The organism is Paenibacillus hamazuiensis, from assembly GCF_023276405.1.
Taxonomy (GTDB): Bacteria; Bacillota; Bacilli; order Paenibacillales; family NBRC-103111; genus Paenibacillus_AF; species Paenibacillus_AF hamazuiensis.
In genome coordinates this window covers 8,007,134-8,032,750 of sequence record NZ_JALRMO010000001.1, presented here as the reverse complement: position 1 = coordinate 8,032,750, position 25,617 = coordinate 8,007,134, and the positions used below count along the sequence as shown (strand labels likewise).

At 53.7% G+C, this 25,617-nt stretch carries 25 protein-coding genes and 1 riboswitch; of the genes, 4 read left to right on the top strand and 21 right to left on the bottom strand.

All coding sequences use genetic code 11. From position 1 onward, the window contains the following. Positions 1-139: 139 nt before the first annotated feature. From MYS68_RS35530 to metA, 4 genes are all read right to left on the bottom strand, one after another. On the bottom strand, positions 140-1,513 hold the full coding sequence (locus tag MYS68_RS35530; RefSeq protein ID WP_248930259.1) for an EAL domain-containing protein: 1,374 nt from the start codon (positions 1,511-1,513) through the stop codon (positions 140-142). 766 nt (positions 1,514-2,279) lie between these two features. Beyond that, positions 2,280-3,449, bottom strand: coding sequence for a MalY/PatB family protein (locus tag MYS68_RS35525; RefSeq protein WP_248930258.1), 1,170 nt, complete (start codon positions 3,447-3,449; stop codon positions 2,280-2,282). Between the two features lie 42 nt (positions 3,450-3,491). Further along, positions 3,492-4,679 carry an aminotransferase class I/II-fold pyridoxal phosphate-dependent enzyme gene (locus MYS68_RS35520; protein ID WP_248930257.1) on the bottom strand — a complete coding sequence of 396 codons (1,188 nt, stop codon included), beginning with the start codon at positions 4,677-4,679 and terminating at the stop codon, positions 3,492-3,494. After that, on the bottom strand, positions 4,676-5,602 hold the full coding sequence (metA, locus tag MYS68_RS35515; RefSeq protein WP_248930256.1) for a homoserine O-acetyltransferase MetA: 927 nt from the start codon (positions 5,600-5,602) through the stop codon (positions 4,676-4,678). The genes MYS68_RS35520 and metA overlap by 4 nt, the downstream gene beginning before the upstream one ends. Positions 5,603-5,712: 110 nt before the next feature. Next, positions 5,713-5,834: riboswitch (SAM riboswitch) on the bottom strand. A 366-nt stretch (positions 5,835-6,200) separates the two neighbouring features. Here metA and corA point away from each other — a divergent pair. Continuing rightward, positions 6,201-7,136 carry a magnesium/cobalt transporter CorA gene (corA, locus tag MYS68_RS35510; RefSeq protein WP_248930255.1) on the top strand — a complete coding sequence of 312 codons (936 nt, stop codon included), beginning with the start codon at positions 6,201-6,203 and terminating at the stop codon, positions 7,134-7,136. Positions 7,137-7,138: 2 nt separating this feature from the next. Here corA and MYS68_RS35505 read toward each other — a convergent pair whose 3' ends face one another. Further along, entirely contained in the window at positions 7,139-8,266 is a 1,128-nt protein-coding gene (locus tag MYS68_RS35505; protein ID WP_248930254.1) for an HRDC domain-containing protein, read from the bottom strand. A 117-nt stretch (positions 8,267-8,383) separates the two neighbouring features. Between MYS68_RS35505 and MYS68_RS35500 the strand changes: the two genes are divergently transcribed. Then, positions 8,384-8,722, top strand: a complete 339-nt coding sequence (locus MYS68_RS35500) for a hypothetical protein (RefSeq protein WP_248930253.1) — start codon at positions 8,384-8,386, stop codon at positions 8,720-8,722. Between the two features lie 108 nt (positions 8,723-8,830). Here MYS68_RS35500 and ilvD read toward each other — a convergent pair whose 3' ends face one another. After that, complete coding sequence (ilvD, locus tag MYS68_RS35495; RefSeq protein WP_248930252.1) at positions 8,831-10,528, bottom strand: dihydroxy-acid dehydratase; 1,698 nt, start codon at positions 10,526-10,528, stop codon at positions 8,831-8,833. A gap of 151 nt (positions 10,529-10,679) precedes the next feature. On the opposite strand from ilvD, the gene MYS68_RS35490 reads away from it, so the two are divergent. Next, positions 10,680-10,973: a DUF3055 domain-containing protein gene (locus MYS68_RS35490; RefSeq protein WP_248930251.1), complete on the top strand. Its 294-nt coding sequence runs from the start codon at positions 10,680-10,682 to the stop codon at positions 10,971-10,973. A 73-nt stretch (positions 10,974-11,046) separates the two neighbouring features. Here MYS68_RS35490 and MYS68_RS35485 read toward each other — a convergent pair whose 3' ends face one another. The 6 genes from MYS68_RS35485 to MYS68_RS35460 form a co-directional block, all read right to left on the bottom strand. Next, the gene (locus MYS68_RS35485) at positions 11,047-11,820 is read right to left on the bottom strand and encodes an alpha/beta hydrolase (RefSeq protein ID WP_248930250.1); all 774 of its coding nucleotides are present in this window, start codon (positions 11,818-11,820) and stop codon (positions 11,047-11,049) included. A 129-nt stretch (positions 11,821-11,949) separates the two neighbouring features. Next, on the bottom strand, positions 11,950-13,053 hold the full coding sequence (gene tnpB, locus MYS68_RS35480) for an IS200/IS605 family element RNA-guided endonuclease TnpB (protein WP_248931122.1): 1,104 nt from the start codon (positions 13,051-13,053) through the stop codon (positions 11,950-11,952). A gap of 274 nt (positions 13,054-13,327) precedes the next feature. Next, on the bottom strand, positions 13,328-13,645 hold the full coding sequence (locus MYS68_RS35475) for a cupin domain-containing protein (RefSeq protein WP_248930249.1): 318 nt from the start codon (positions 13,643-13,645) through the stop codon (positions 13,328-13,330). Positions 13,646-13,795: 150 nt separating this feature from the next. Then, positions 13,796-14,635 (bottom strand): 5'-3' exonuclease, encoded by an 840-nt coding sequence (locus MYS68_RS35470; RefSeq protein WP_248931121.1) that lies wholly within the window; start codon positions 14,633-14,635, stop codon positions 13,796-13,798. A 194-nt stretch (positions 14,636-14,829) separates the two neighbouring features. After that, positions 14,830-15,468 (bottom strand): TetR/AcrR family transcriptional regulator, encoded by a 639-nt coding sequence (locus MYS68_RS35465; RefSeq protein ID WP_248930248.1) that lies wholly within the window; start codon positions 15,466-15,468, stop codon positions 14,830-14,832. 377 nt (positions 15,469-15,845) lie between these two features. Then, positions 15,846-16,157 carry a Dabb family protein gene (locus tag MYS68_RS35460; protein WP_248930247.1) on the bottom strand — a complete coding sequence of 104 codons (312 nt, stop codon included), beginning with the start codon at positions 16,155-16,157 and terminating at the stop codon, positions 15,846-15,848. A 193-nt stretch (positions 16,158-16,350) separates the two neighbouring features. Between MYS68_RS35460 and MYS68_RS35455 the strand changes: the two genes are divergently transcribed. Then, positions 16,351-17,223 carry a helix-turn-helix transcriptional regulator gene (locus MYS68_RS35455; protein ID WP_248930246.1) on the top strand — a complete coding sequence of 291 codons (873 nt, stop codon included), beginning with the start codon at positions 16,351-16,353 and terminating at the stop codon, positions 17,221-17,223. A 164-nt stretch (positions 17,224-17,387) separates the two neighbouring features. Here the strand turns inward: MYS68_RS35455 and MYS68_RS35450 are convergent, their stop codons facing one another. From MYS68_RS35450 to MYS68_RS35410, 9 genes are all read right to left on the bottom strand, one after another. After that, positions 17,388-18,284: an SDR family oxidoreductase gene (locus MYS68_RS35450; protein ID WP_248930245.1), complete on the bottom strand. Its 897-nt coding sequence runs from the start codon at positions 18,282-18,284 to the stop codon at positions 17,388-17,390. Positions 18,285-18,654: 370 nt separating this feature from the next. Then, positions 18,655-19,596, bottom strand: a complete 942-nt coding sequence (locus tag MYS68_RS35445; RefSeq protein WP_248931120.1) for an AraC family transcriptional regulator — start codon at positions 19,594-19,596, stop codon at positions 18,655-18,657. Between the two features lie 217 nt (positions 19,597-19,813). Next, entirely contained in the window at positions 19,814-19,993 is a 180-nt protein-coding gene (locus MYS68_RS35440; protein ID WP_248930244.1) for a hypothetical protein, read from the bottom strand. A gap of 50 nt (positions 19,994-20,043) precedes the next feature. Further along, a complete protein-coding gene (locus MYS68_RS35435; RefSeq protein WP_420852185.1) occupies positions 20,044-20,796 on the bottom strand; it encodes an MgtC/SapB family protein in 753 nt (250 codons plus the stop codon). After that, positions 20,793-21,815, bottom strand: coding sequence for a CehA/McbA family metallohydrolase (locus MYS68_RS35430; protein WP_248930243.1), 1,023 nt, complete (start codon positions 21,813-21,815; stop codon positions 20,793-20,795). The genes MYS68_RS35435 and MYS68_RS35430 overlap by 4 nt, the downstream gene beginning before the upstream one ends. Then, positions 21,815-22,279, bottom strand: a complete 465-nt coding sequence (locus MYS68_RS35425; protein ID WP_248930242.1) for a hypothetical protein — start codon at positions 22,277-22,279, stop codon at positions 21,815-21,817. The genes MYS68_RS35430 and MYS68_RS35425 overlap by 1 nt, the downstream gene beginning before the upstream one ends. Before the next feature lie 192 nt (positions 22,280-22,471). Then, positions 22,472-23,317, bottom strand: coding sequence for an ABC transporter permease (locus tag MYS68_RS35420; protein ID WP_248930241.1), 846 nt, complete (start codon positions 23,315-23,317; stop codon positions 22,472-22,474). Then, complete coding sequence (locus MYS68_RS35415; RefSeq protein WP_248930240.1) at positions 23,314-24,486, bottom strand: extracellular solute-binding protein; 1,173 nt, start codon at positions 24,484-24,486, stop codon at positions 23,314-23,316. The genes MYS68_RS35420 and MYS68_RS35415 overlap by 4 nt, the downstream gene beginning before the upstream one ends. Before the next feature lie 98 nt (positions 24,487-24,584). Beyond that, a complete protein-coding gene (locus MYS68_RS35410; protein ID WP_248930239.1) occupies positions 24,585-25,607 on the bottom strand; it encodes an ABC transporter ATP-binding protein in 1,023 nt (340 codons plus the stop codon). Between the last annotated feature and the right edge of the window lie 10 nt (positions 25,608-25,617).

The following is a 25,617-nucleotide window of genomic DNA, read 5'->3' as shown; positions in this document are numbered from 1 at the left end:
TTCTTTCCATCGCTTATTCATCCATCGTACCATAAACGGGCCCAACCGTCACCCGCATCCTGATGCCGGATTTGTCGTAAAAACGACAAAAGAACCCGTGAAGGTCCTTTTTGCAAAGAAGTAAACGGATCTGTTATTTTTAAGCCGAGCTGACCTTGCGGCTTTTCGGAATCCGCTCCTTGGCTCTCGACATTTGAACCTGGCGGTCCTGCTCTGTCATCCATGGGGCCGGTTTGGCAAAGAAAAAACCTTGTCCCATTGGAACCTCCATATCGACCAGCACCTCCGCCTCCTCTTGGCGCTCCACCCCTTCGGCGATCACCTGGCAGTTGATATGCTGAGCAAAATGAAGCAATGCCTGCAGCAGCGATTGTTTGACCGATGTCGTGTCGATGTTCTGGATGACGGATTTATCGATCTTGATAATGTCCGGAATGAGCTCGGAAATCGACTGCAGGCTCGAATACCCGGCCCCGGCGTCGTCCACCGCAAAGCGAAACCCGTAGGATCGGTATTTGGCCAAGATCGAGCCAATGTATTCGAAATCCTGGATCGCATGGCGTTCCGTAATCTCGATGATGATTTGACAAGGCGACAGGTTCGGGTATCCTTCGAGCAGCTCGAGCACCTGGTTTAAAAAAAGCGGATGACCGAGCGTGACCGGCGTCAAATTGATGAATACCTGCTCCTTGATCTGGCGCGCGCTGATTTCCTCGCAAGCTTTTTTGAACACGAGAAATTCCAGCTTGGACAGCACGTCGGCCTGGTAGGCAAAATCGAACAGCTCCACCGGCGTATGAAACGGACTGTTATGCGGACCTCGGGACAACATTTCCCAACCGAAAATGTCCCCGCTGCGCAAATCCATGATAGGCTGGGCCAGTACGGAAATATTTTCGGACTGAACGATTTGCAAAATATGCTGCCTCGATTGGGAGAAGCTGCCCGGCAGCCGCCTGGTCGCAATCGAAAGAGCGTAATGGTAGGCAAGCGAAAGCGCAGTTTCCGCGCTCTCGATCTCCTGTCCGATCACGTAACATCCGACCCGGAATACAATCGGTCCGCTCGTGCCGGCTCCCGCCCAGAGCCGCATTTGCCGCTCCAGCTCGTGACGAATCTGCATCCCTTTTCTTTGCAGCTCGTCAAATGAAAAATCGGCATGCTCTTTCACGATAACCCCGTAATTATCGCCGCTGAACTGTTTGATGCCGAGAATATCCTGAGGGGCGATATGGGCGGCTACGACCGCTTTCATCACCTGTTTGATCTGATTTTGCAGTTGTTTGATCGAAGAATACGAATGTGTCGAATAAAACCGGGTGTAATTTTCCAAATGAAATAAAATCATGCCGCACAAGCGTCCCTCATGACGGTATTGCTTCACCAGAGATAGAATAGGGTCGCGAAAGGTGAACTCCGGGGGGAAATATTTGAGCGCGGAATTGGGAAAGGGCAGGTACACCATAAGCTTGAGCCGCTCTTTCCATTTGCTTCCTTCAACGTTGCGTGCCATGGTATCCCCCGCTCGATAAAGTAGTTAAACCGCTTTTATCCAAAACTTAGAAATATCATATCATGAATGTTCAAACGAAGTCACCCCCCTAAAGGCATAACACCCCCTAAATCAGGAGGTCCACCCCCTAAATCCGGGAGGTCCACCCCCTAAATCCCCCTTAAAGGGGGACCCCAGGCGCTCGGGCGCCCTGGACCCGCCCGCTGGGAGGGACTGCTCGCTTCTAGGGTCGCGTCTGCCGGGCATGGATTTTTTTACCTTTGGATAAAAAATCCTATGCCCGGCCCGCTACACTTTTGGAGCGATGCCGGAGGTGGGGCTAAGTGCCTCGGACCCGCGGTTGTCGGCCATGGTTTTGCTGGTGCAAAACCTATGGCCGACACGCTCAACTGCGACGCAACACCCGCTTCTGCTTCTGCTTCTGCTTCTGCTTCTGCTTCTGCTACTGCTACTGCTACTGCTACTGCTACTGCTTCTGCTTCTGTTTCTGCTTCTGTTTCTACTTCTGCTTCTGTTTCTACTTCTACTTTTACTCCTGCACCTGTACCCGCTCCTACTTACATCACTTCTAATTCAACTTCCGCTCACACTCCCGCTTCAATATCGACACAAGCATCAACGTCAGCCTTACCCTCAACTTAAAACTTCAATATCAACATTTACAACAACATCTGCACCGCGGCCAGAGCTGCTTTGCCAATATGAGCAGCAAAAAAGAGCCTGATAATTCACCAGGCTCTTCTATATTGCTTTATTCTTTATTCAATTACGCATTTACCGCATCTGCGAAGCGTTCCAGCGCTTCGGCCAGGATGGAGCGCGGGCAGGCGATGTTGACGCGAAGGTAGCCGACGCCCTGCTTGCCGAACACGGAGCCTTCGCTGAAAGCGACGCCCGCTTTTTCGAACATCAGCTGCTTCAGCACCTTCGGGTCTTCCGATATGGCGCGGCAGTCCATCCAAACGAGGTACGTGCCTTCCGGCTTCATCACGCGGACCTGGGGCAGGCGTTCATGCATAAACGACAGCAGATAGTCCAGATTGCCCTGCAAATAATCGATCAGCTGCTCCAGCCATTCTTCGCCGTACGTGTAGCTGCTTTCCACAGCCGTTAGCCCGAAGTAGCTTTCCATGTGCAGAGATAAAGTTTTTAAAGCTTGGTTGTACTTGCGGCGGAGCCGCTCGTTCGGGATAATGACCGAAGCGGCTTGCAGGCCGGCCAAATTGAACGTTTTGCTCGTTGCGATGCAGGTGAACGAAATTTGGGCGAATGCGTCCGAGATCGACGCGAACGGAACATGCTTATGCCCGCGATAGACGAGATCGTGATGGATCTCGTCGGCCACAACCAGCAGGCCGTGACGTACGCAAATCTCGCCGACCCGCGTCAGCTCTTCCCTCGTCCACACCCGGCCGCCCGGATTGTGCGGCGTGCACAGCAGCAGCAGCTTGGCGCCTTCCGCAGCCTGTTTCTCCAGCAGCTCGAAATCGATGACGAAGCGGCCGTTCTCTTCGCGGAGCGCATTGTCGACGACCTCGCGGCCGTTCATTTTGATTACATCGTAAAACGGATAATAAACCGGCGATTGCAAAATCACTTTGTCTCCCGGCTCCGTAAACGCCTGCACGATCAGGCTGAGCGCCGGGACGACGCCGGGGCTGGATGTGACCCAATCGTTTTCAATGCTCCAGCCGTGCCTGCGGCTGAGCCACCCTTTGACCGCCTCGTAGTACGAATCCGTTCGAATCGTATATCCGTAAATGCCTTGCTGCGCGCGGCGGTTAATTGCCTCCACCACTTCCTGCGGCGGCTTGAAATCCATATCCGCCACCCACAGCGGCAGCACATCGGCGCGGCCGAACAGCTTTTCCGATTGATCCCATTTATAGGAAGCCGTTCCCGTCCGGTCGATGATCTCGTCAAAATTGTATTTCACCGTAGTTCCCGCCTTCTTCTTTAGAATGATCCGCCGGGCGGATTACTTCCCTTCGATCTCCTCTTGCGCCAGCTCTATCGCGCGGGACAGATCAGCGATCAGATCGTCGATATGCTCGATGCCGACCGAGTAACGCAGCAGCTTGTCGTCAACGCCGACCCTGCGGCGGATTTCCTCCGGAATGTCCGCGTGCGTCTGCACAGCCGGATACGTCATCAGCGATTCGACGCCGCCGAGGCTTTCCGCAAAAGCGATCAGCTTGATATGGCGGAGAATCGGCTCGATGAAACGGGCGTCTTTCATTTTAAAGGAGAAGATGCCGGTGTTTCCGGACGATTGCTTGTTTTGGACCTCATGCCCCGGGTGGGTCGGCAGCGCCGGGTAAAACACCTGCTCTACCTGCGGATGCTGCTCCAAATACTGCGCCATCTTCGTGGCGTTGTACTGATGGCGCTCCATGCGGATCGCGAGCGTCTTCATGCCGCGCATAAGCAGCCAGCTGTCCTGCGGGTTCAGCACGGCGCCGATTGAGTTGTGCAGAAACGCCATCTGCTCGGACAGCTCCTTGCCCTTCGTCACGATCAAGCCGGCGAGCACATCGTTGTGGCCTCCCAGGTACTTCGTCGCGCTGTGGATGACGATGTCGGCGCCAAGCTCGATCGGCCGCTGGAAAAACGGCGTCAGCAGCGTGTTGTCGACGATCGACAGGATGCCTTTCTTGCGTGCCCAGCTGCACACCAGCTCCAGATCGGTGATCATCATCAGCGGATTGGTCGGCGTCTCGATCAAAATCGCTTTCGTGTTAGGCTTAAAGCTCGTTTCCAGCGCGTCAAGATCGTTCGTGTCCACGTAGGTGGACGTCACGCCGAAGCGCGACATGATGCGCTCCAGCAATCGGTACGTGCCGCCGTACAGATCCAGCGAGACGATCAAATGATCGCCTTGGCTGAACAACGCGAAAATCGTTTGCAGCGCGGCCATACCGGAGCTGCAGGCGAAGCCGGCATCGCCGGATTCGAGGTCGGCGATCGCCTCTTCCAGGATCGCGCGCGTCGGGCTTTTCGTGCGCGCATAATCGAAGCCGGTGCTTTTCCCGAGCTGCGGGTGGCGGAATGCCGTCGATTGATAGATCGGGAAGCTGACCGCCCCCGTAACCGGCTCGGACTGGGAGCCGATTTGCGCGAGCCGGCTTTCGATATTTAATCCGCGAAGCGTTTCATTCAATGTCATATGGCGTATTCTCCTTTGTATAAATCGTACGGCGTTTCCTGGTACACATAATAGTTCAGCCAGTTCGAGAACAGCAGATTCGCATGGGCGCGCCATGTCACCAGCGGCTGACGGCTCGGATCGTCGTTCGGGTAGTAGTTTTTCGGAACGGCGATATTCATCCCTTTCTTGATGTCGCGGTCGTATTCGGCTTTCAGCGTACACGCGTCATATTCCGAATGTCCGGTTACAAAAATATGGCGGCCGTCCTTCGAGGCGGCGATATACACGCCGGCCTCCTCCGATTCCGACAAAATTTCCAGATCCGGCACCTTCAAAATATCTTCCCGGCGCACTTCCGTATGCCGCGACTGCGGCACGAAAAATGTCTCGTCGAAGCCGCGCAGCAGCTTGACGTTTGGTCTTGAGATCGTGTGCGGGAACACGCCGAACATTTTTTCCGGAAGCGGGTATTTCGGCACTCCGAAATGGTGGTACAAGCCGGCCTGCGCCGCCCAGCAAATATGAAGCGTCGATGTGACATTATGGGTCGACCAATCCATGATCGTCTTCAGCTCTTGCCAGTAGTTGACGTCCTCGAATTCGAGCGTTTCCACCGGCGCGCCGGTAATGATCATGCCGTCAAACCGCTCATGCTTCACATCGTCGAACGTCTTATAAAACTGCTCGAGGTGTTCGGCCGACGTATTTTTCGACGTATGCGTTTTCGGGTGCAGCAGCACAAACTCCACCTGCAGCGCCGTATTCCCGAGCAGCCGCAAAATTTGCGTCTCCGTCGTTTCTTTGGTCGGCATCAAATTCAGGATCGCAATCCGCAGCGGACGGATATCTTGATGAAACGCGACGGTTTCATCCATCACGAAAATATTTTCTTGCACCAGCACTTCTTTGGCAGGCAAATGATCGGGAATTTTAATCGGCATACTGCTCACTCCTTTAATATGTTCTCAATGGGTTGTAGGAGCCGCCGCCCGAGAATTAAAAAAAACCTTTCTCAGGGCGCGAGAAAGGTTTTTGTTTGTCACATTATCCTCTCTCATCTCCCAGAAGCGAATCGCTTCCGCAAGAATTAGCACCGTGCATCCCCCTCGCTAGAAAGGGTTGTCGGTTGCCGGGTATCATAGGGCCAGTCCCTCCACCTACTCTTGATAAGAGCTCCATCGATATGCAGTTGTTATAAATAATTTATACGAAAACCTTCCGCGCGTCAAGCGCAAAGCATATAAAAACGGAACCAAATGACGGCTTTTACCATAACTTAAAAAAGGCGCAAAAATCGCCGGAAATCCATTCTTTTCTCCTTGAATCGTGGAAAATGAAGGTATATACTAGACAAGTATTCGACATGATGATGAAAAGGGGTGCACATCCGCGCATGGACGGGGACCGAAGTAGAAGTTTTCCGTATTTCGCAAAACAACTGGATATGAAAGCTGGAAAACGGTCGGTGCTCACGCCTGCGGTTGTTTTGTAACCCCTGCGTGCCCGGCTGTTTTCCGCTGGCAGAAAGGGTGGGGACAGATGAAGGCACGTCTTGTACAAAACGGCATTTTTACGATTATCGAAGATATTACCCAAACCGTGGTTGAGCCCGAATCCGGCTTTTACTGGATCGACGCGGGAATTGAAGATTTGGAAGTTCTGCAGCCGCTGTTTCATTTGCACGATCTGGCGGTGGAGGACTGCTTGATGGAAGAGGAGCAGCGCCCGAAAATCGAGATTTACGACACGCATTATTTCATCGTGATGAACAGCATTCGCTTTGACGACGAGGAAATTTTCCTCCGTTCGCTTAACATTTTTCTCGGCAAGCATTACATCATTACCGTAACCCGGCAAAAAATCAACGAAATCCGCACGCTGAAGCCGATTCTTTGGGAAGAGGAAGTTTCGGCCCCGGACTTGTTTCTCTACCATCTGATCGATCTCGTGGTCGATAACTATACGACGGTCGCCGACCGGATCGACGTGAAGATCGAGAAGCTGGAAGAAGACATTTTGATGCATACGAAAAAATCGCACCTGAACGAAATCATCGGTCTGCGAAGCGAAATATTGTGGCTCCGCAAAGTGCTCGTCCCGCAGCGCGAGGTGATCGCCACGTTAAACCGCAAGGACCTGAAGCTGATCAGCGAGCCGCTGAAAAAGTACTTCGGCGACATTTACGAAAACGCGGTAAAGATCGCGGAGACGTTCGATACGTTCCGCGACCTGATGGGAAACTTGCGGGAGGCATACCAATCCAGCCTGGCCAACCGTGCGAACGAAATCATGCGCGTGTTTACCGCGCTGACGACCATATTCATGCCGCTCACGTTCATCACCGGTATCTACGGAATGAACTTCGAATATATCCCCGGACTGCACTGGCAATATGGCGGCGTGGCTGCCGTTGTATTTATGATCGTGGTCGGCGTAGCGATGTTTGTGGTATTTCGGAAGAAAGATTGGCTGTGAAGCTAGCTGGCCTCGACGATGTCGGGGCTTTTTGTTTTGCGGTACTTCAGGCGAAGCAGGCGGAGCCATTCGTAGATGCGATCGATTTCTTTGCCCTTCAGCTCGTCCGGCTTGTACATCGATTCCAGCACCGGCTTCAGGTACCGGTCGCCGAGCAGATCGAACGCTCCGAGCGCTTTTTCCACCTCAGCAGCGGGCACCGACTTAAGCTCGGCGTCGGCAAGCGGCGTCATATCGTAGCCTTCGCGGTCCAGTTCCTCCGCCCATGCGACGAGATCGCGCCGTTTGAGCGAAGTTTTATCCGCCAAGGTCGCCAGCGCCGCTCCTTGCGATACGGCTTCGAGCAGGCTCAGCTTAAGCTCCTTGCGCTGCTGCTCCGCCTTGCGCTTCTCTTCTTTTTGCTGCTGCAGCCACAGCACGAACTCGGCCCGGTTTACACGGTTTTCCACCCAATTGAGCGGAAACGCCATCTCGCGGTCATACGGCTGGGTAAGCCGCAAAATCGCTTCGCCATACTGCTTGGCCCGTTGTTCTCCTACGCCCGGCAGCTGCATCAGCTCCTCCGTTGTGTGAGGAACGAAGGCGCTGATCATGCGCAGCGTCTTGTTCGTCGCCAAAATAAACGGCGATTTGCCGTCCTTCGCCGACTGCTCTCGTCGCCATTGGCGAAGCTGCTCATACAGCTCCTCGTTGCTGCTGAACTCGCTGTAATATTGCAGCATCATCGCCTGCGCATACCGTTCGCCCATCAGCTCGACCGGATCGGCAACCGCCGCGTCAAGCAAAGGTCGGTATCCCTCGGACTGCTTGACGTACAAATTTTGCCGAAACGCTTCCATCAGGCTTTCCCAGCTGTGCCCTTCGTACCAGACCGACTGCTGCATCTTGCCGTCATCCCGCGGCTCGCTCCATATCGCATTCCATTCCCCCTGCTGCTCGGCAATGGTCAGCCTTGCGGTTTTGACCCGGTTTTCCGTTGTTTTCTTCTCCAGCGTTGTTAAAAAGACGACGTTCACATCTGTCTCCTCCTTCGAATGGTGGTCAGCTTCCAAACGCAGAACGCAAAAAAGCACCTCTCCTACCGTGTAAGAGAGGTGCTTCCTCGTTCCGTTCGTTTTGAAATTATCCATATGATAGCATGTCCTGAGCGCAAAATCAAGAACATTTTACCATATATTCCTGTATCGGGATAACAGCGGTACGTTCAGGGCACAATGGAGAAAACGTACATCACGGGAGGTTACCCAATGGACCGCTTGGAACGAAAACGCGAATCGATCCGCAACAACTTGTCCCCTCAAGCCCAAAACGGCTTTATTCAAGAAGAGGAGCAGCAGCGCTACACCGACTTCCGGAATGTCGAATCCCAGCGCAACGATTTGACGGCCGAGGAATTTCCGGAAGGTCCTTACGGCTCCGGCTCTCTCGTAGAATCCATCGGCAAAAGCACGCCATGGCGTGAGGATCAGCGCTCGCAAAACGCTTACACCTACGAAAATCGCAATCTGCATGAAGGTATCCCGAGAGACCACCCGGGCGATTTCGAAACTCCCTCCGAAAACGAGGATGTCGACTTGAACGCGTAACCCGCTTCACCCAAATAATCGATCAGACCGCTTGATAGAACTTTTCGGGGTGCCCCTTACCTTTCCCGGAAAAAAGGCCCCGCTTCCGCGAGGCCTCCCTTAGCTTGATTAAATTTTAAGCACACCGCCGGCACTTGCGTTCGTCACCAGCTTGGAATAACGTGCGAGATAACCCGTTTTCACCTTCGGCTCGAAACCTTTCCAGTTCGCGCGGCGGCGCTCCAATTCTTCGTCGCTCACCTGCAGCGTAATGGTGCGGTTAATCATGTCGAGGTCGATGAAGTCGCCGTCCTCGACGAACGCGATCGGACCGCCTTCCGCCGCTTCCGGCGAAATATGGCCGATGCTGATGCCGCGGGATGCGCCGGAGAAACGGCCGTCGGTGATCAGGCCGACCTTCGCGCCGAGGCCCATGCCGACGATTTGCGACGTCGGAGCGAGCATTTCCGGCATGCCCGGACCGCCCTTCGGTCCTTCGTAGCGGATAACGACAACATGTCCTTCTTTGACTTTGCCGTTGGCGATGCCGGCGAGCGCCTCCTCCTGCGAATCGAAGCAGATGGCCGGGCCGACGTGGCGGCCGCCGACGGATTTATCGACCGCACCGACTTTCACGATGCTGCCTTCCGGAGCGAGGTTGCCGAACAATACGGCCAGACCGCCCTCTTGGCTGTGCGGGTTATCGAGCGGACGGATAACGTCCTTATTTTTGATCTCCGCTCCGGCAACCGCCTCGCGAAGCGTCGTCGCATTAACCGTGATGCAGTCGCCGTTGAGCACGCCCGGCTTTTTGAGCAGCTCGTTGATGATTGCGCTCACGCCGCCCGCATTGTGCACGTCTTCGATATGCCACGTGTTGTTTCCGTCGACGGCCGGAGCCACTTTCGACAAATACGGCACACGTTTTGCAACCTCGTTGATGCGTTCGATCGGATATTCGAAGCCTGCTTCTCGCGCCAGCGCCAGTGTATGAAGCACGGTGTTCGTGGAGCCGCCCATCGCCATGTCGAGCGCGAACGCGTTGTCGATCGCTTCCATCGTCACGATGTCGCGCGGTTTGATGTCCTTCTCGATCAGAGTCATCAGCTGCTTGGCGGAACGCTTGACGAACTCTCTGCGCTCTTCGGAAATCGCCAAAATCGTACCGTTGCCCGGCAGCGCAAGGCCAAGCACCTCGCACAAGCAGTTCATCGAGTTCGCCGTAAACATGCCGGAGCAGGAACCGCATGTCGGACAGCCGTATTGCTCCAGCTCCTGCAGGCCTTTCTCGTCGATCTTGCCGGCTTGGTAAGCTCCCACGCCTTCGAATACCGAGGAGAGAGAGATCGCGCGTCCGTCGCTTGTTTTGCCGGCCTTCATCGGACCGCCGCTGACGAAGATGGTCGGGATGTTGACGCGCAGAGCGCCCATCATCATGCCCGGCGTAATTTTATCGCAGTTCGGGATGCAGACCATGCCGTCGAACCAGTGCGCCGAAACGACCGTCTCCAGGGAGTCGGCGATAATTTCGCGGCTCGGCAGCGAATAACGCATGCCGATGTGGCCCATCGCGATGCCGTCGTCCACGCCGATCGTGTTGAATTCGAACGGAACGCCGCCCGCTTCGCGGATCGCTTCTTTGACCAGCTTGCCGAACTCCTGCAGGTGCACGTGTCCCGGAATGATATCGATGTACGAGTTGCACACCGCGATAAACGGTTTATCGAAATCTTCTTCTTTCACGCCGGCAGCGCGCAGCAAGCTGCGGTGAGGGGCGCGGTCGAAGCCTTTTTTAATCATGTCGCTTCTCATTTTGGGCTTAGCCATACCGTTCCTTTGCCTCCTAAAATAAAAAATATGAATCTGGAATGGAATCACTTCATTAAATTCTATCACTTTTTGACCGAAATGAAAATTTATTATTTGAATTTAATCATGTATAATCGAAGGAAAAATGTGCCGAATGGAGCTGTTCCTCATGTCCGAATTTGATTTCTTGTACGATACGACCGAAGAAACGACAACCCGTTTTCTCTGCTTTGTCGGCGAGACGATGCGACGTTTCGACCTGGCGATAATCAACACGAACCGTTTTTACGGAAAAAAAATGGTCACCGACATGCAGACCGGACGCACCGCCGTCATCGGCCCGGACGATCTCGCCGCGGAAGGATACCTCGAATACGCGTACAAGCTGACGGAAGAAGAAGCGGAGGAGCTGCGCACCTTTTTGGGCGAAATCGTCGGGACGATTAACTTCACGGATATATAATCCGCAAGGCGCACCTCGCCAATATGATGCAGGAACCTGAGCAATCCGGACGGCCGGGCTCAGGTTTTTTCTTTTAAGGAGCGAGCGGAAGCCACTTGAGCACGCTTTGGATTTTGGCGTCCCAGTAGCCCCATTCGTGAGATCCGGCCTCCTCCTCGTAAGTCAGCTCCAACCCTATCGTGCGGCAGTGATCGCGGAAACGGACGTTATCTTCATAGAGAAAGTCCTCCGTGCCGCAGCATTGATACATCATCGGACGAGGCTTATCCGACGCCGACAGCTGCGACGCCAGCGCGAACAAATCGTGACTGCCGCCCGCCAAAGCGGACAAATCGCCGAAAATGTTCCGCATCTCCTGCGAATCGCGCCGCTTCACATGCTCCGCCATATCGAGCGCTCCCGACAAGCTGGCTGCGGCCGCAAACTTTTCCGGGCAAGTGAGCGCCAGCTTGAACGCTCCGTAGCCGCCCATCGACAGCCCCGCCACGAAGTTGTCCTCCCGCCGGTCCGATAAAGGGAAAAACGAACGGGCGAGCTCAGGCAGCTCTTCGCTGATAAACGTCCAATATTTGCCTCCGTGCGCCATATCGGTGTAAAAGCTGCGATGCACGGCAGGCATAACCACGGCGAGGCCGAGCGAAGCGACATAACGCTCGATCGAGGTGCGGCGCAGCCATATCGTATGGTCGTCCGACATTCCGTGGAGCAAAAACAATGTCGGATGTTTGCCGCCGCGCGCGCTGGACGCCAGACCGATCTGCCCTTTGGTCGGCTGGGGTATGATCGCGTACATCGAACAGCTCAATCCCAACGCCTCCGAGAAAAACTGACATTGCATCAAAGCCATGATCCGTCACCATCCTTAAAAGTTTATTTGAACCTCTCACGACTAAAGTCGCGAGATTCCTGCGCTAAACGCTCCAATGAGCGAAGGTAAGCAGGCTACCCCCGTAGTCCCTACGGTTGGCGTAACGATTTACGCTGAAAATAGTCTTTTGCCTTCGGCAAGAATGTTTCGACTTGCGTTTATATCCCTTTGATGATGTTCATGGCACGAAGGACAAGTCCAGTCACGAAGATTCAGATTTTTAACCTCTTTGTTTTGGTATCCGCAACTAGAGCACAACTGAGAAGAGGCGAATGTTTTCCCCACGACTACCAATTCTCTTCCATACCATTTCGCCTTGTACTCTAACATCGTTCTGAATTGATACCAAGACACTTCGCTAATCGCTTTTGCTAACTTATGGTTCTGCATCATATTCGAAACTTGCAGATCTTCCATCGCTATCATGTCGTGGTTTTTGACGATGTGCGTTGAAATTTTGTGCAAGTAATCGGTACGAGCAGCCGCAATCCCTTCATGGATACAAGCAACCTTGACCCGTTGTTTGTTCCAGTTGGATGAACCTTTTTTACATCTGGAAAGCTTGCGTTGTTCACGGGCTAATTGATGCTCCATCTTGCGAAGGAATTTCGGATTCGCAAACACTTCACCAGTAGAAAGGGTCGCAAAGTCTTTTAATCCAACATCGATTCCCACTTCCTTGTTTGTTTTTGACCATGCTTGTATCTCCGTCTCTACCAACAAGGAAACGAAATATTTTCCAGAAGGATTCCGTCTAATGGTTGCGTTCACAACTCGTCCTTCCACTTCTCTTGATTTCGCAAAACGAACAAATCCCAATTTAGGTAACTTGATCTTATTGCCTACGACAGCAATATTTCCATTTATATATTTGGTTGTGTAGGATTGCACTTTGTTTTTCTTGCTTTTGAATCGTGGAGCATCGTTTTGCTTCTTAAAAAATCGGGCGTAAGCATCGGCAAGGTTCTTTACGGACGATTGAATCGCTATGCTGTCCACTTCTTTTAGCCATGTAAATTCGGATTTTAATGCTGGTAATTCAGCGGAACAGGCACAGTATGTTAATCCGTTGCCCGTTTCCTTGTATACTTCATTCCACTTCGCTAAGAAATGATTGAAAACGAATCGACTACATCCAAGCGTTTTAGCGATTTGCGTAATTTGTTCTTGGCTGGGAAAGATACGAAATTTGTAAGCTTTATGGATTTGTATGGTTTTCACCACCTTTCTGATTTTGAATATACTGTCGAATTTGCGCTTCGGTGTGTTCGCTTACGGTTTTATTTTTTTCTTAATATTACATCATAACATGTGTTGGATGTAAAACGCACCAAAATTGGGGCACATCCATCCGAAACTCCGAAGCCGATTCATCTTATGACTAAAGTCACAAGTGTTCTCGGCTGAATCATAAACCGCCATCGTAAGCGCATTCATGCCTGCGAAAAAGGTACCTTTCTCCCTTGGAGCAAGGTACCTGCTGCAATCAGCGCTTGATCAAATCTTCGCGCACCGGTGTAAACGAATCGAGCAGAGCGCTTGGCTCCAGCGCCTTGCAGCCGTGCTTGGCGTTGCTCGGAATGTAGATCGTCTCGCCGGCGCCGATCACCGTTTTTTCCCCGTCGATCGTAAATTCCAGCTTGCCTTTCAGGCAGTACGACAGCTGCTCGTGCGGATGGCTGTGGACGTACCCTTCCGCTCCCTCTTCAAAATGCACTTCCATCATCATAATCGTCTGCCCCGGCGCGAAAATTTTCCGCTTGACGCCCGGCTCCGCGTTTTCCCATACGTTGATGTTGCTCATCGTTACAGCCTCCCGATCGGGACGAAACCCGAATGTTCATTTTTGACCAAAGCGGCCATGCCTCCGCTTCATTTTACCAAATGGACGGCATGGTGGAAAAGGGAGAAACTTTAGGTTCGTGGGGGTTAGCCCAGTATTCCTGGGGTCTTGTTAATCCCGCTGCACAAGCCGCTTCAGCCCTTTAAACTCAAGCTCGTCGAATTTGCCGAGCACCCGGTCCGCATCGATCTCCCATCGGCAATCCTCAAGCGCGCAGGCAACCGGTGCTTCGGTCAAAATCGTCGCGAGCTCCCGCGACAGATGCAGCATATCCAGCTCCGCTTCGATTTTACTGCGGATTCCTTTAGGCAGTTTATCCAGGTTTTCGAGAATCCCGTCGATCGATCCGTATTCCTGAACGAGCTTCAGCGCCGTCTTTTCGCCGATGCCTTTCACGCCCGGGTAATTGTCGCTGGTGTCCCCCATCAGCCCCTTCATGTCGATCACCTGCCGGGGCGACAGCCCTTTTTCCTCCCGCAGCGATTGCGGGGTGTATACGGCGTAGTTGGAAAAGCCTTTTTTCATGATCACGACGGTCACCTTATCGTTTACCAGCTGCAAAAGATCGTGATCGCCGCTAAGTATGTATACCCGGGCAGCTTCGCCGAAATGCCGGGAAAGCGTGCCGATGCAGTCGTCCGCCTCGAAGCCGTGAAGGCCGATGTTCGGCACGCCGAAGCTTTCGACCACTTCCTTCACAAGCGAAAACTGCGGGATCAGCTCCTCCGGCGCTTCCGGACGGTTTCCCTTGTAGTCCGGAAACTTTTCCGTGCGGAACGTCGAACTCCCCATATCCCAGCAGCAGGCGACATGCGACGGGCGAAACGTCTCCACCGCATCCCAAAAATATTTGACGAAGCCGTGCACCGCATTTACCGGCACTCCGGCGCTCGTTTTCTGTATGTACCCGCCGTAAGCGGAAGCGTAAAAAGCACGAAACAATAACGCCATTCCGTCGACCAGCAAAATCGAGCGGTCCTGCTCTGAAGGTTGTGACAATCTCGCTCTCTCCTTTCTGATATCGATTATACCATGGGAATCCCTGAAAAGCCCCCCCAAAACCCAAGCACCCCGCTGTTTAGCGGCAATAAAGCAGTAGACCGGGACTCCTTATCAAGCAAGGAATCCCGGCCATTTTAACATGATTATGAAATGGTCTGTAAAATATTGACGATCCGTTTTTCAAAATCAGAATCGTCCACCGTATCCAAATACTCGGGTCTAAGCAGTTGATACTGTTTCATTTTATAAAAATCCATAATGGCTTGTTTCAAGGTGACATCGTACTGAATCGAAAAGGACGGTTCCATGAAGCGCCGCAGCACGGCGTCATCTTGAACCATAAACAGCGCTGCATTCAATCTGTTGAAAATCTTCCGATCCATCCCGGCTTGAAAAAATGTTTGCAAATTTTTATTTCGATTTTGTTGGGCGGCTGCAAGACTATCAAAATGGTGGGGATAAAATTCTTTGAGATCTTCCAAAAACAAATCGGATATATAAGTAACACAGATCAAAGATTGTAAAAACGTTAATTGAAAGCGCTCGACAAAAGAGACGTCATCATCTTTGACAACGGCATTGGATTCTTGCACGTAATGAATGTAATATTCTACAACCTGCTGGATGATTTCATCCTTGGATGCAAAATGCTTATAGAGCGTCACTTTGCTGATATCCATATATTTTGCGATATCGTCCATTTTCAGTTGGCTGAATTTGATTCTTCTTATTACAGGTTTTATTTTTTCTATATATTGATCGACGCTCACGCGTTTTCTCACGAATGTATGCCTCCTTTGATGCTCATCACTCCTATTATATCAAAATCACGGCCACAGCAAACATTCTTTATAAAAGTAATTAAATTAACTAATTTAACAAAAAGTATTTATTTTATAAATAAATCAGCATGAAAGTCGTGATCACAGGAGACACATATAGTTGGAATTATCGGCAACGCCGGTAGTACCTCAATGCAGAAGGAGTTTCGTTATGTATCACCGGAGAGAAACGAACGAATATACAACGATTTTTTCAATTGTTCATTACGTTCTTCTGCCCCGTTAGGCGAGCAAAGGCTGCCGAATGTGCCGGCAGCCTTCATCATGAGTATATTGAGCTCTTGTATCCTTCATTTGAGTCGCATAATGGGATGCGGTCATGCAAACGGGTAATCCATGACTGCGATCCCTTCCACAAACGGGCCGACTCGCTGTAAAAAGTTCTGGTGCAGCGGATGCCGGATATAATCCCGGCAAGCCTGCCGATTCTCAAAGGTTACCCGAATGCCTAACGTATAACCCTGCATATGCTCCGCTTCATCCGTGACGTTAATTCCGGCGCTAAGGCCCACAATGCCCGGAATCGCATCCTTGAAGGCATAGGCGTGCTTCACCGCATCTTCTTGTTCGTCGATCGTAACGTTAGGCTTGAGTTTCAATAGTACGATATGTTCATACTTCTTGTTCATTTTCATCACCTCAATTGTTTTGTCCGAATGGACATGTGCAGGTTCAAGCCGCCGTTCCTGCCCCTTCCCATTCTTGCCTCCATCCCGAAGGATGACATAAACTAGTGTATATGGGCTCGACAAAGCCAGGAAGAGACTGGTTATCGTAGGATTGGGAGTCCTACATTCGCGTTCGATAGGAGGTGTGGTGAACATGTCGATCAAGTTGGACCGTTACGAGGAATTAGCCCGTTTTTTGCGCACACGCCGGGAACGGATTACCCCAAAGCAGGTGGGATTGCCGGAGTCCGGGCGCAGACGCACGCCGGGACTTCGCCGGGGCGAGGTTGCCCAGCTTGCGGACGTAGGCTTGGATTGGTATACCTATTTGGAACAAGGCCGTCCTATCAACGTATCCGTAGAGGTACTCAATCGAATAGCCGTTGCGCTTAGACTCGATGAATCGGAACGCAGGCACCTGTTTTTTCTTGCACGCAAACAACCGCCCTTAGAAGAAACGAAGATATCTGCCCGGGTGAGCATGGCGCTTCAACGTTTTTTGGATAGCCAAGGTGCTTCACCGGCGAATGTCATGGATGCACGCATGAATATCATCGCCTGGAATTCGGCCTACTGCGCATTGAACGGAGACCTTGCCGCCATGTCGGATAAAGAGCGGAACTTTGTTTGGATGACTTTTACATCTCCCCGATTTCGCTACATCAAGGGAGATCAATGGGAGCTCCACGCCAAGCGGATAACCGCTAAATTCCATGCAGGCTATGCGCGTTACGTTGACGACCCTTGGTGGTCTGAACAATACGATGCGCTGTGCCAAGCCAGCCCGGAATTCCGGGAATTTTGGGAGTCTCATGAGGTTCTCGACGCCATCGATGCCCCAAAGGCGCTTCGTTGTCCGAATCTCGGGGTCTTGAATTTCGATCATGTTTCGTTTCAATATTTGGAGGATCCAAGCTTGACGGTTTCCATCCATGTTCCCCATCGGGACGGCACGTTGGAAAACATGCAGCGATTGTTAAGCGATTACCGGCACCGCCAATCGGAATCGTTTGCTTCTTTAACTTAAATGGGCGACTGACTAAAAACCACTAACGAATACAAGCGATGGATCAAATCCATCGCTGTAGTCGCATGCCTCACCGGATTCAACGTCAGCGCCGGGAAATGTCGGACACATAGAATACATGCCGACAACGAGAGCACATCAGAACAGCCGATTATTCGGAATCATCAGGTTGTGAAATACTGCTCCCGATCAAGATCAGGAATAAGCGCCGGCTGCACAGGCCGCCATCCGAATCGTTCCCGCGTCAGAGCGCTTGATGCCGGCATATCCATCGAAACAAAGTGCGTCAACCAACCGAAGTGGCTCGCTGCCTCCTCGGGCGACTTGCTTTCCACCGGGACACCCAGGCGGCGGCTGATGACGCCGGCGACCTCACGGATCGCCACCCCCTCGTCGCCAATCGCATGCAGCTTGGTGCCCGCCGGTGCCGCCTCCAGCGCCAGCCGGTAAAGACGTGCAGCATCGAGTCGGTGCACGGCAGGCCAACGGTTGGCGCCGTCTCCTACATAGGCCGAGACACCCGTGCGGCGGGCGACATTGATCAAGGCCGGAACGAAGCCGTAATCGCCATCGCCATGTACCGAGTGCGGAAGCCGCACCACCGACACGCGCACGCCGCGCCGTGCCATCGCAAGCGCCGCCGCTTCCGAAGCGGCACGGTGCGTCACAGCGGAGCCCGGATCGGGATCGTCTTCTTCGGTCCCGAGGCGGCCTGGCGTGAGATGTCCGATCACGGAGGTGACGACTAAGGGCCGGCCGGATTCCGCAAGCGCGGTGCCGAGCGCCTCGACTGCGAGCCTGTCCGTCGCACCGGAGGCCGTAAGATTCGAGAAATCGTGAATAAAGGCAGTGTGGATGACACCATCCGAGGCAGCAGCTCCGCGCCTCAGGCTCTCCAGATCATCCAGAGAGCCTCGGTGCACTGCAGCTCCGGCCGCGTCGAGCATGGCTGCAGCCTCATCCGAGCGAGCGAGGCCGAGCACCTCGTGCCCTGCTTCTATCAGTTCGCGCACGACGGCGGAGCCGACGAAGCCGGTTGCTCCTGTTACAAAAACACGCATAATGAAGTCCTCCTTGACCTGCTATATAGTAGAGCTCTCGAATGCCTACGGTGCGAATCAATGATCAGCATCGCCGGCCTCGAGGCTAAGCTCATTATAAGTTGCGTTTCACCCGGATGTTTGCCCGTTCCGCGTCACTTCTTGCCTAAAACGCCGGAACTTGCCCTGACCTCTACCACGACCACCCATGGAAGAATATGGACGCCCAATTTTCCGCGAATAAAAAAAGAAAACCCGCCTGGCCCTACGGCCGCGGGGTGCGAGGGAAAAATCGGGGTAATGTCGTATCTCGGGCAGTACATACCGACGCAGTGAAGACGGCAACGCTTGGTGCCGTCCCATACGGATTTGGCCCATCCGGCATGTGTATTTACCGACGCAATCTGGCGATGTCTCTCCTGGGCGGGCTTCCGAAAAGGCGGCTGTAATCTCGATTAAATTGTGAGGTGCTCACATACCCCACCAGCCGGCATGCCGTGGTCGCATCCATTGAGCCGGAGACCATCAGACGTCTCGCTTCATGAAGGCGCAGCGTTTTTTGGTACTGCAGCGGGCTCAGCGAGGTGACGGACTTGAAATGCTCGCGAAATGAGGATTCGCTCATATGCACCAGCTCGGCCAAGTCTGCAACCTTCATCTGCTGGGAGAAGTTGTCGCGGAGCCAGGCAATCGCCTTCGCAACTCGCTGAACGCCGGAATCCGCAAAACCCATTTCAGCGACGTGAACGCCGATAGTGCTGCGCAGAACTCGTATCAAAATCTCGTCCATCACGAGCGGGGCAATCAATTCAGCATCGCCGGGATTCGGCAGACAATCCATCAGCCTCTTCACCGCACCTATAATGCCCAGGTCGGCGCCCGTGACGTAACCCGCGCTGCGCTGACGAGCCGGAGGCAAACCCTGGGGATATACTTTCAGGACCAGCTCGGCGATCTTTTGCGGATCAAGGTCCAGTCTTACGCCGAGGAACGGTTCGGAATAGCTGGCGTGTGTGGCCTTCATAGCGATCGGAAGGGCAACGGGAAACATAAGCATCTGCGACCTGCCGAACTGGTAGATTTCCTGCCCCACCGTGACGGTCTTTGCCCCTTGTGCAACAATTACCAATGAGGGCAAGTAGAAAGTTTTCACGTAGTCCATGTCCGTACGCGAATAGCGGCTGACGTGCAAACCGGAGATACGCTGGCTAAAGGTACCGTCATTGGGAGCATGGGTATAGATCAGGTGTGCCAACCGGGCCATTTCCGCATCAAGCGATCCCCCGATTTCCCCGGGCGCCTGTGAAACCGCATGTTCATCCAGCATCCTCATCTTTTCCAAGACAACTCCTGTATGCCACCTCAAGGGGCTGTTATTGCCATAGTTATGGGTATGGTTCGTTTACGATCCATTCTTAATGATATCATGCGGAGTTCAACCAATCTAGAATTTTCCATTGCGTCAGAATACGCAAAAAAAAGAACACCCTCCGGCATTCGCACGGATGGTGTCCCGTATGCTTCTTCGGACAAGCCTATAGTGCGGCGCGTCACGCATGCATGAGCGCCGATTCAAATATGGCGAGATTCGCCTGCTCGTTGAGCCGGATCTGTCCGGCATTCCGCCATGCATCGACTTGTGCGGAAAGCTCGCCGCAGACGTCGATGCCGACGACGTTTTTGCCTGCGATCAGCGCGTGCAGCGCTTCGATGAGCTGCTTCAGCCGCATCGTTCCTAGCTCCCAGTTGGTGGCGGTATAAACGCCGAACCGACTTCCGGCTAATGCACCTGCTCGACTCCGGCCGAATGGGTGACGATCATCGGTTTGCCGTCCGACTCTGTATACAGCACGAAATCGAGCGTGTTGATCTGCTCCATCGCGCTGACGAATTTGCTCGGATGGTTTACTTTCAAGCTGAAGCAAAGCCGCATGGTCGCCTTGTTCCCGTCCTCGCTCTCCGGGATCATTTTCACATTTACGATCTGAATCCCCTGCTCGCCGAATGCGGAAGCGATTTTGCCGAGCACGCCCGGTTGGTCCAGCGTTTTGATGGTCAGCTCATGGTTTCTTCGATTGCGCATCAAATATTTCTCCCACTTGTTCAGCACCAGCAGGCTGATCAGCACGAGCATCGTCGCAAAAAACGCAGCATACAGAAACCCGGCTCCGACGCAAAGCCCGATGGCGGCGACGACCCACACCGAGGCGGCGGTCGTCAGCCCGCTGATCACGGAGCCGTTGCGAAGAATTGCCCCCGCACCGAGAAAGCCGATGCCGCTGATCACCTGCGCCGCCAAGCGGGCCGGATCGACCCTTACATTGGTTTCATTCACAAACTCCGAGAAGCCGTAAATCGAAAGCAGCATAATCGTCGCCGAGCCGAGACAAACAAGAATATGCGTGCGAAAGCCCGCTGCGTGATTGTGCCATTCCCTTTCCATGCCGACCACGCCGCCAAGCACTACCGCGAGCACCATACGCAGCAGCAGCTCTCCGTGCGAGATCGTCCAAAGGCTTGCTGTTCCCATCATGTTAGTTCACTTCCTCCATGTAAATCGCGAACGTAAATCGCGTTCGTAAATCCGATCATCGTATGTGCGCCGCAAAAGGTGCCATACAGCTCCGCCCGCAGCCAGCGCACTCCGTCCAGCGAAATGTCGCCGGAAGCGGAGGGCTCGCTTCGGGTGACGGCGAATTCGCCGAGCGTCCCTGCGTTGCTGACGATCCTCAGCGTCAGCTTTTGCTCCGGCAGCTCCCACTGTCCTTCCCGCGCGGAAAAATCGGCTCCGGCCGCAACCCTCGCCGACCGTGAGCCGGTCTGCAGCCGGAGCTCGTCACCTACCCCGGCCACTTGTCCCTCCGGCGACGTGACGGCAAGTGTCGGCAGCGGCCCCATCGAGACGATGACGGCGCCCCTGCGCAGCGCATCCAAAGCGGCTGGGACAAGCCCTCCGGCGCACCCGTCAATACCGAGGAACGTCGCGCACACCGGCTCGCTGACCGGATCCGATACGTGCCAATCCCGGCCGGATGTCGCCGCAATCCGGTGGCCTTTGTTCAGCAGATCGGTCCACATGCCGAACGCACGGGCGTTATTTTTGCGGATCGACGGAAACAGGCCCGACCACACTTCCACGTAGTCGACTTCGTTCCAGTCGGTCACTTCGAATTCCCAGAAGCAGCCGGTGCACATCGGGCTTCCGACCCTAAAAGGATGGGCGACGCCGACCAGGCCGCCCTGGCGGTGAACCGCTTCGATGCCCCGGTGGATATGAAACGGGCTGAGATTGCGCCAATCCACATAGTCCCGGATGCCCATCGTCAGCATATGGCCGAAAAACGTCGTCCACTCCAGCCCGGGTATGATCTCGATTCCGGTTTTTCGCGTTACCTCCTCGCGTCCTGCGAGCCCGGTCATCGTATTGTGATCGGTTAAGGCGACACCGCGCAATCCGAGCGCTTTGGCGGCCAGCGCCAACTCCTCCAAAGACATCTTCCCGTCGCTGTGAAACGTATGGCAGTGCAGCTCAAACGGCAGCCACTCGGTCATTATACGCCGCCCCCTTCCCAAACATGCAAAGAATAGCGGCACTTTTCCGTAACCACGCAGTGCACGTTGATCATCACCTTCACCTGTCCGCGCGGAAATATCCCCGGGACAAGTCCGGGGGATGCCTGCTCCGCTCCAATCACCAGATGCTGAGCCGGATCGTGCCGGTGCCCCGCTCCGCGGAAGCCGTTTTCATCGTCGAAGGAAAGCGTCAGCAGATTGTTCAGCGGCATGAAATCCCGCCAATTTTCCTCATATCCTTTTCTATGCTCATCGAGAATAAATTGCTCCAAGCCCTGCAAAATCAGTGGCTTCGCCTGTTCCTCATCGTCCAGCGTCTTCGGCTCGTAAGCAAATTCCACGTGGAGCTCGCGGCATTCCTCGTGCAGATGCAGCGTATACGTAATGTGGCTTTTGGAACAGCTTGGCGTGACCGTTCCTTCCGCCTGCAGCAATGTGTTCATGACGTCTCCTCCCGACAATCGTAAATGTCCATACAGCAAGTATATGCCGGATTGTTATTGGAAAAAAGCACCCTTTCCTTTAGCCCGCCTCCCGCATTCGAAAGCCCGGCTAAAGGAAAAGGTGCAAAAGGGGAGCATTCGCCGAAGGAAATCTCTCCCGCGCGCTGCCGAACAGAACAGGCCCCGTTCGTTTTAATGCGACGATGTCTTGTCGTCCTTGATCATCGTACGGATATAGAAATACCCCATAATCGAGCAAAGCACGAACATAAATACCGCGTTGGCGCTCGCCAGCTGCGTATCCTGATACGCCGAAAAAATTTGCCGCATCGATACGCCAAGCACCTGGGGCGAGTTCGGACCGATCAGGAACGGCGCGGTAAAGCCGCCGATAATTCCCATGAAAATAAACGTCACGGCCACCCACATCGTCCGGTAAGACAGCGGCAAAATAAACCGGAAAAAGATCTGCAGCCGGCTCGCTCCGATATCTTTGGCGCTTTCGATGATCGCGTTTGGAATGGCGGACAGCGCCGAGCTGAGCAGCATCGTCGTAAACGGAATATTAAACCACAGGTTGGCGAGGATGATCCCTTTATAATCGAAAATGATCTTCGGTATCTCTTCGATGCCAAACGGCAGCAGCAGCCTGGAAAGCCATCCGTGGTTGCCGTACATATTGATGATCCCGTAAGAGGCGATGACTGAAGGAATGAACATCGGAATCATGTACATTTTCTTGATGCCGGTGACGATCGGACCGCTGCTGAACCGCAAGTAGACGGCGAGCGCGTAGCCGATGAGCAGCACCAGCACGACGGAAATCAGGGTCAATTTTAACGTAAACGTTATGTTCGCTACCGACACCTTATCCGTAAATAAATAGACGTAATGCGTCAAGCTGTAATTGCCCTTGCTGTCCTTAAAGCTCTCGTTGATGGCAAGAATGATCGGCACGATGACGACGAAGCACAAGATCAGGAAGGAGGGGATGACAAGCGCGAGCCCGAAAATCCCCTGTTTTATCGCTTTGCTCATTGGCCGGCAACATCCCGCTGCCAGCGTTTTTGAATCTCCTTGCCCAGATCTCCGAGGGCGAACGTGCGGTAGCCGCCGGCCACGTCCTTAAACTTGTCTCTGAGCTCCTGCGGCATTTCCGACCATTTGATGCCCGGGTAGCCGTTCATTTTGCTGACGATGACCGACTGCGCTTCCGGCGACAGCACATAGTCAAGGAATTTGGCTACCGATTCCTGATGCTCGCCGAGCTTCGGCACCATCAGGTAGGTCGGACCGCCGGTAAAAGACGGCTCGATTTGCGTCAGCTTGGTCGTGTCCGGCAGCAGCTTTTTGCCGATTTGCTCAAGCCCTTGGTCGGACCAGGCGGTAATCATGTCGACTTCGCCATTGGCGAGCAAATCGAGAGTACCTTGGTTTTTCTTCGGATAAACGCCTTTCTGATACATGTACGGATGCAGCTCCTTCAAAAGAGCGAACCCTTTATCCCACTGCTGCATCCACTTCGGATCGTCGCTTACGTTCGCTTCCGGCGGCAGGAAGTTGTAGATGGCGGTTTGTACAAAAGAATCTCCCGCGCCGCCCGTGGCGGGATCGTTGTACGCAAACCGTCCGGGGTTTTTCTTGATCCAGTCGTACAGCTCCTGAGCCGTTTTCGGCGGCGTCTTTACCTTGGCGCTGTTATAGGCAAGCACGACGGCGGAAGCGCGGTACGGAATCGCCATCGATTTGACGGTCGTTATTGCCTTGTCCTCAATCTTGGCGAGATTCGGAATTTTCTTACTGTCTACTGCGGCCCACAGATCTTCCTTGATGCCCTTCGTTACGTCCGACAATCCCGCCTCATACAGATCGATGTTGCCGGATTTCTGATTCGCCTGCTTCGCAGCAATGATGCGGTCGACCGTCGATTGGCCGCCGGCGCTGGAGTCGATATGCACCATTTTGACCTTGATATTCGGATTTTTCTTCTCGAACATCGGCACCAGCGTTTCCCAAAGCTCCTTCACATTCAGCGAACCGGTGAAATAGAAGGAAAACTCGTCTTTCGCCCCGGCCTTCGACGCGTCGCCCCCGCCGGACGAGCCTGTAGCAGCGGTTCCGCTTCCGCCCGAACCGCAGCCTGCCGCAAGAGACAACACCAACACGGAAGCCGCTGCCATGCTCAAACGCTTTTTCATTTTGACCATCCCTTATTCCTCCCAAATTATATATTAGGTCCCCCCAAAGTGAAGCCAACCTCCGCAGCCAATTCCCGGTACTTTGGTGGGAGCCGCCTTAAACAACCTTAAGCTGACTTGTAGGTCAGAACCTTGGAAAACGTAATGCCGACGAACTGGCCCGGATACATGTCCTTCACGGAATCGCGGGGTAAAAACGCTTTCAAATTGCCGCATTCCGTCTCCAGCGAAACTTCAGCATAATGACCGAGAATCATGATTTGGTGAATCGTTGCCCGCATCCCTTCATCCGGCTTCGAAATGGCGATATCCTCCGGCCTGACGGCGACGGTCACATCTCCTTGCAGTTGCTCCGTATTGGCGTACCGAAGCTGCTTTACATGCACGTGGCTGCCTTCGGCCTTGCCTTGGATAAAATTCATTTTGCCGATAAACTGCGCGACAAACAATGTTTTCGGATGGTCGTAAATTTCCTGCGGCGTCGCCATCTGCTCGATGTTGCCGGCATTCATCACGATGATCCGGTCGGAAATCGACAGCGCCTCTTCCTGATCGTGCGTGACGAACACCATCGTCAGTCCCGTGCTCGCCTGGATGTCGCGCAGCTCCTCGCGCATTTCGTGGCGAAGCTTCGCGTCGAGCGCGGAGAAAGGCTCGTCAAGCAGCAGCACCGCCGGCTCGAGCAGGAACGCCCGGGCGACCGCAATCCGCTGCTGCTGACCTCCGGACAGCTGGCCCGGGTATTTTTTCTCGGAGCCCGGCAGACGGACAAGATCGAGCACGCGCCGAATCGCTTCGTCGATCTCGCTTTTGCTTTTTTTGCGGATTTTCAGACCGAAAGCGAGATTGTTGTAAACGTTCATATGCGGCCACAGGTTGTAGCCCTGGAATACCATCGCCGTCGGCCGTTTTTCCGGCGGCAGCTTGAGCACGCTTTTGCCTTCGATGAGAATATCCCCCGAATCGGGCTCGAGAAAGCCGCCGATGCTGCGCAGCACCGTCGTTTTGCCGCAGCCGGAGGGCCCGAGCAGCGTAACCAGCTCGCCTTTGCCCACGTCAATGTTGATGCCGGATACGCCATCTCCCGTTTTGTACCGCTTCGTGAGGTTTTGAATCGACAGCTGAATCATAGGTTCCTCC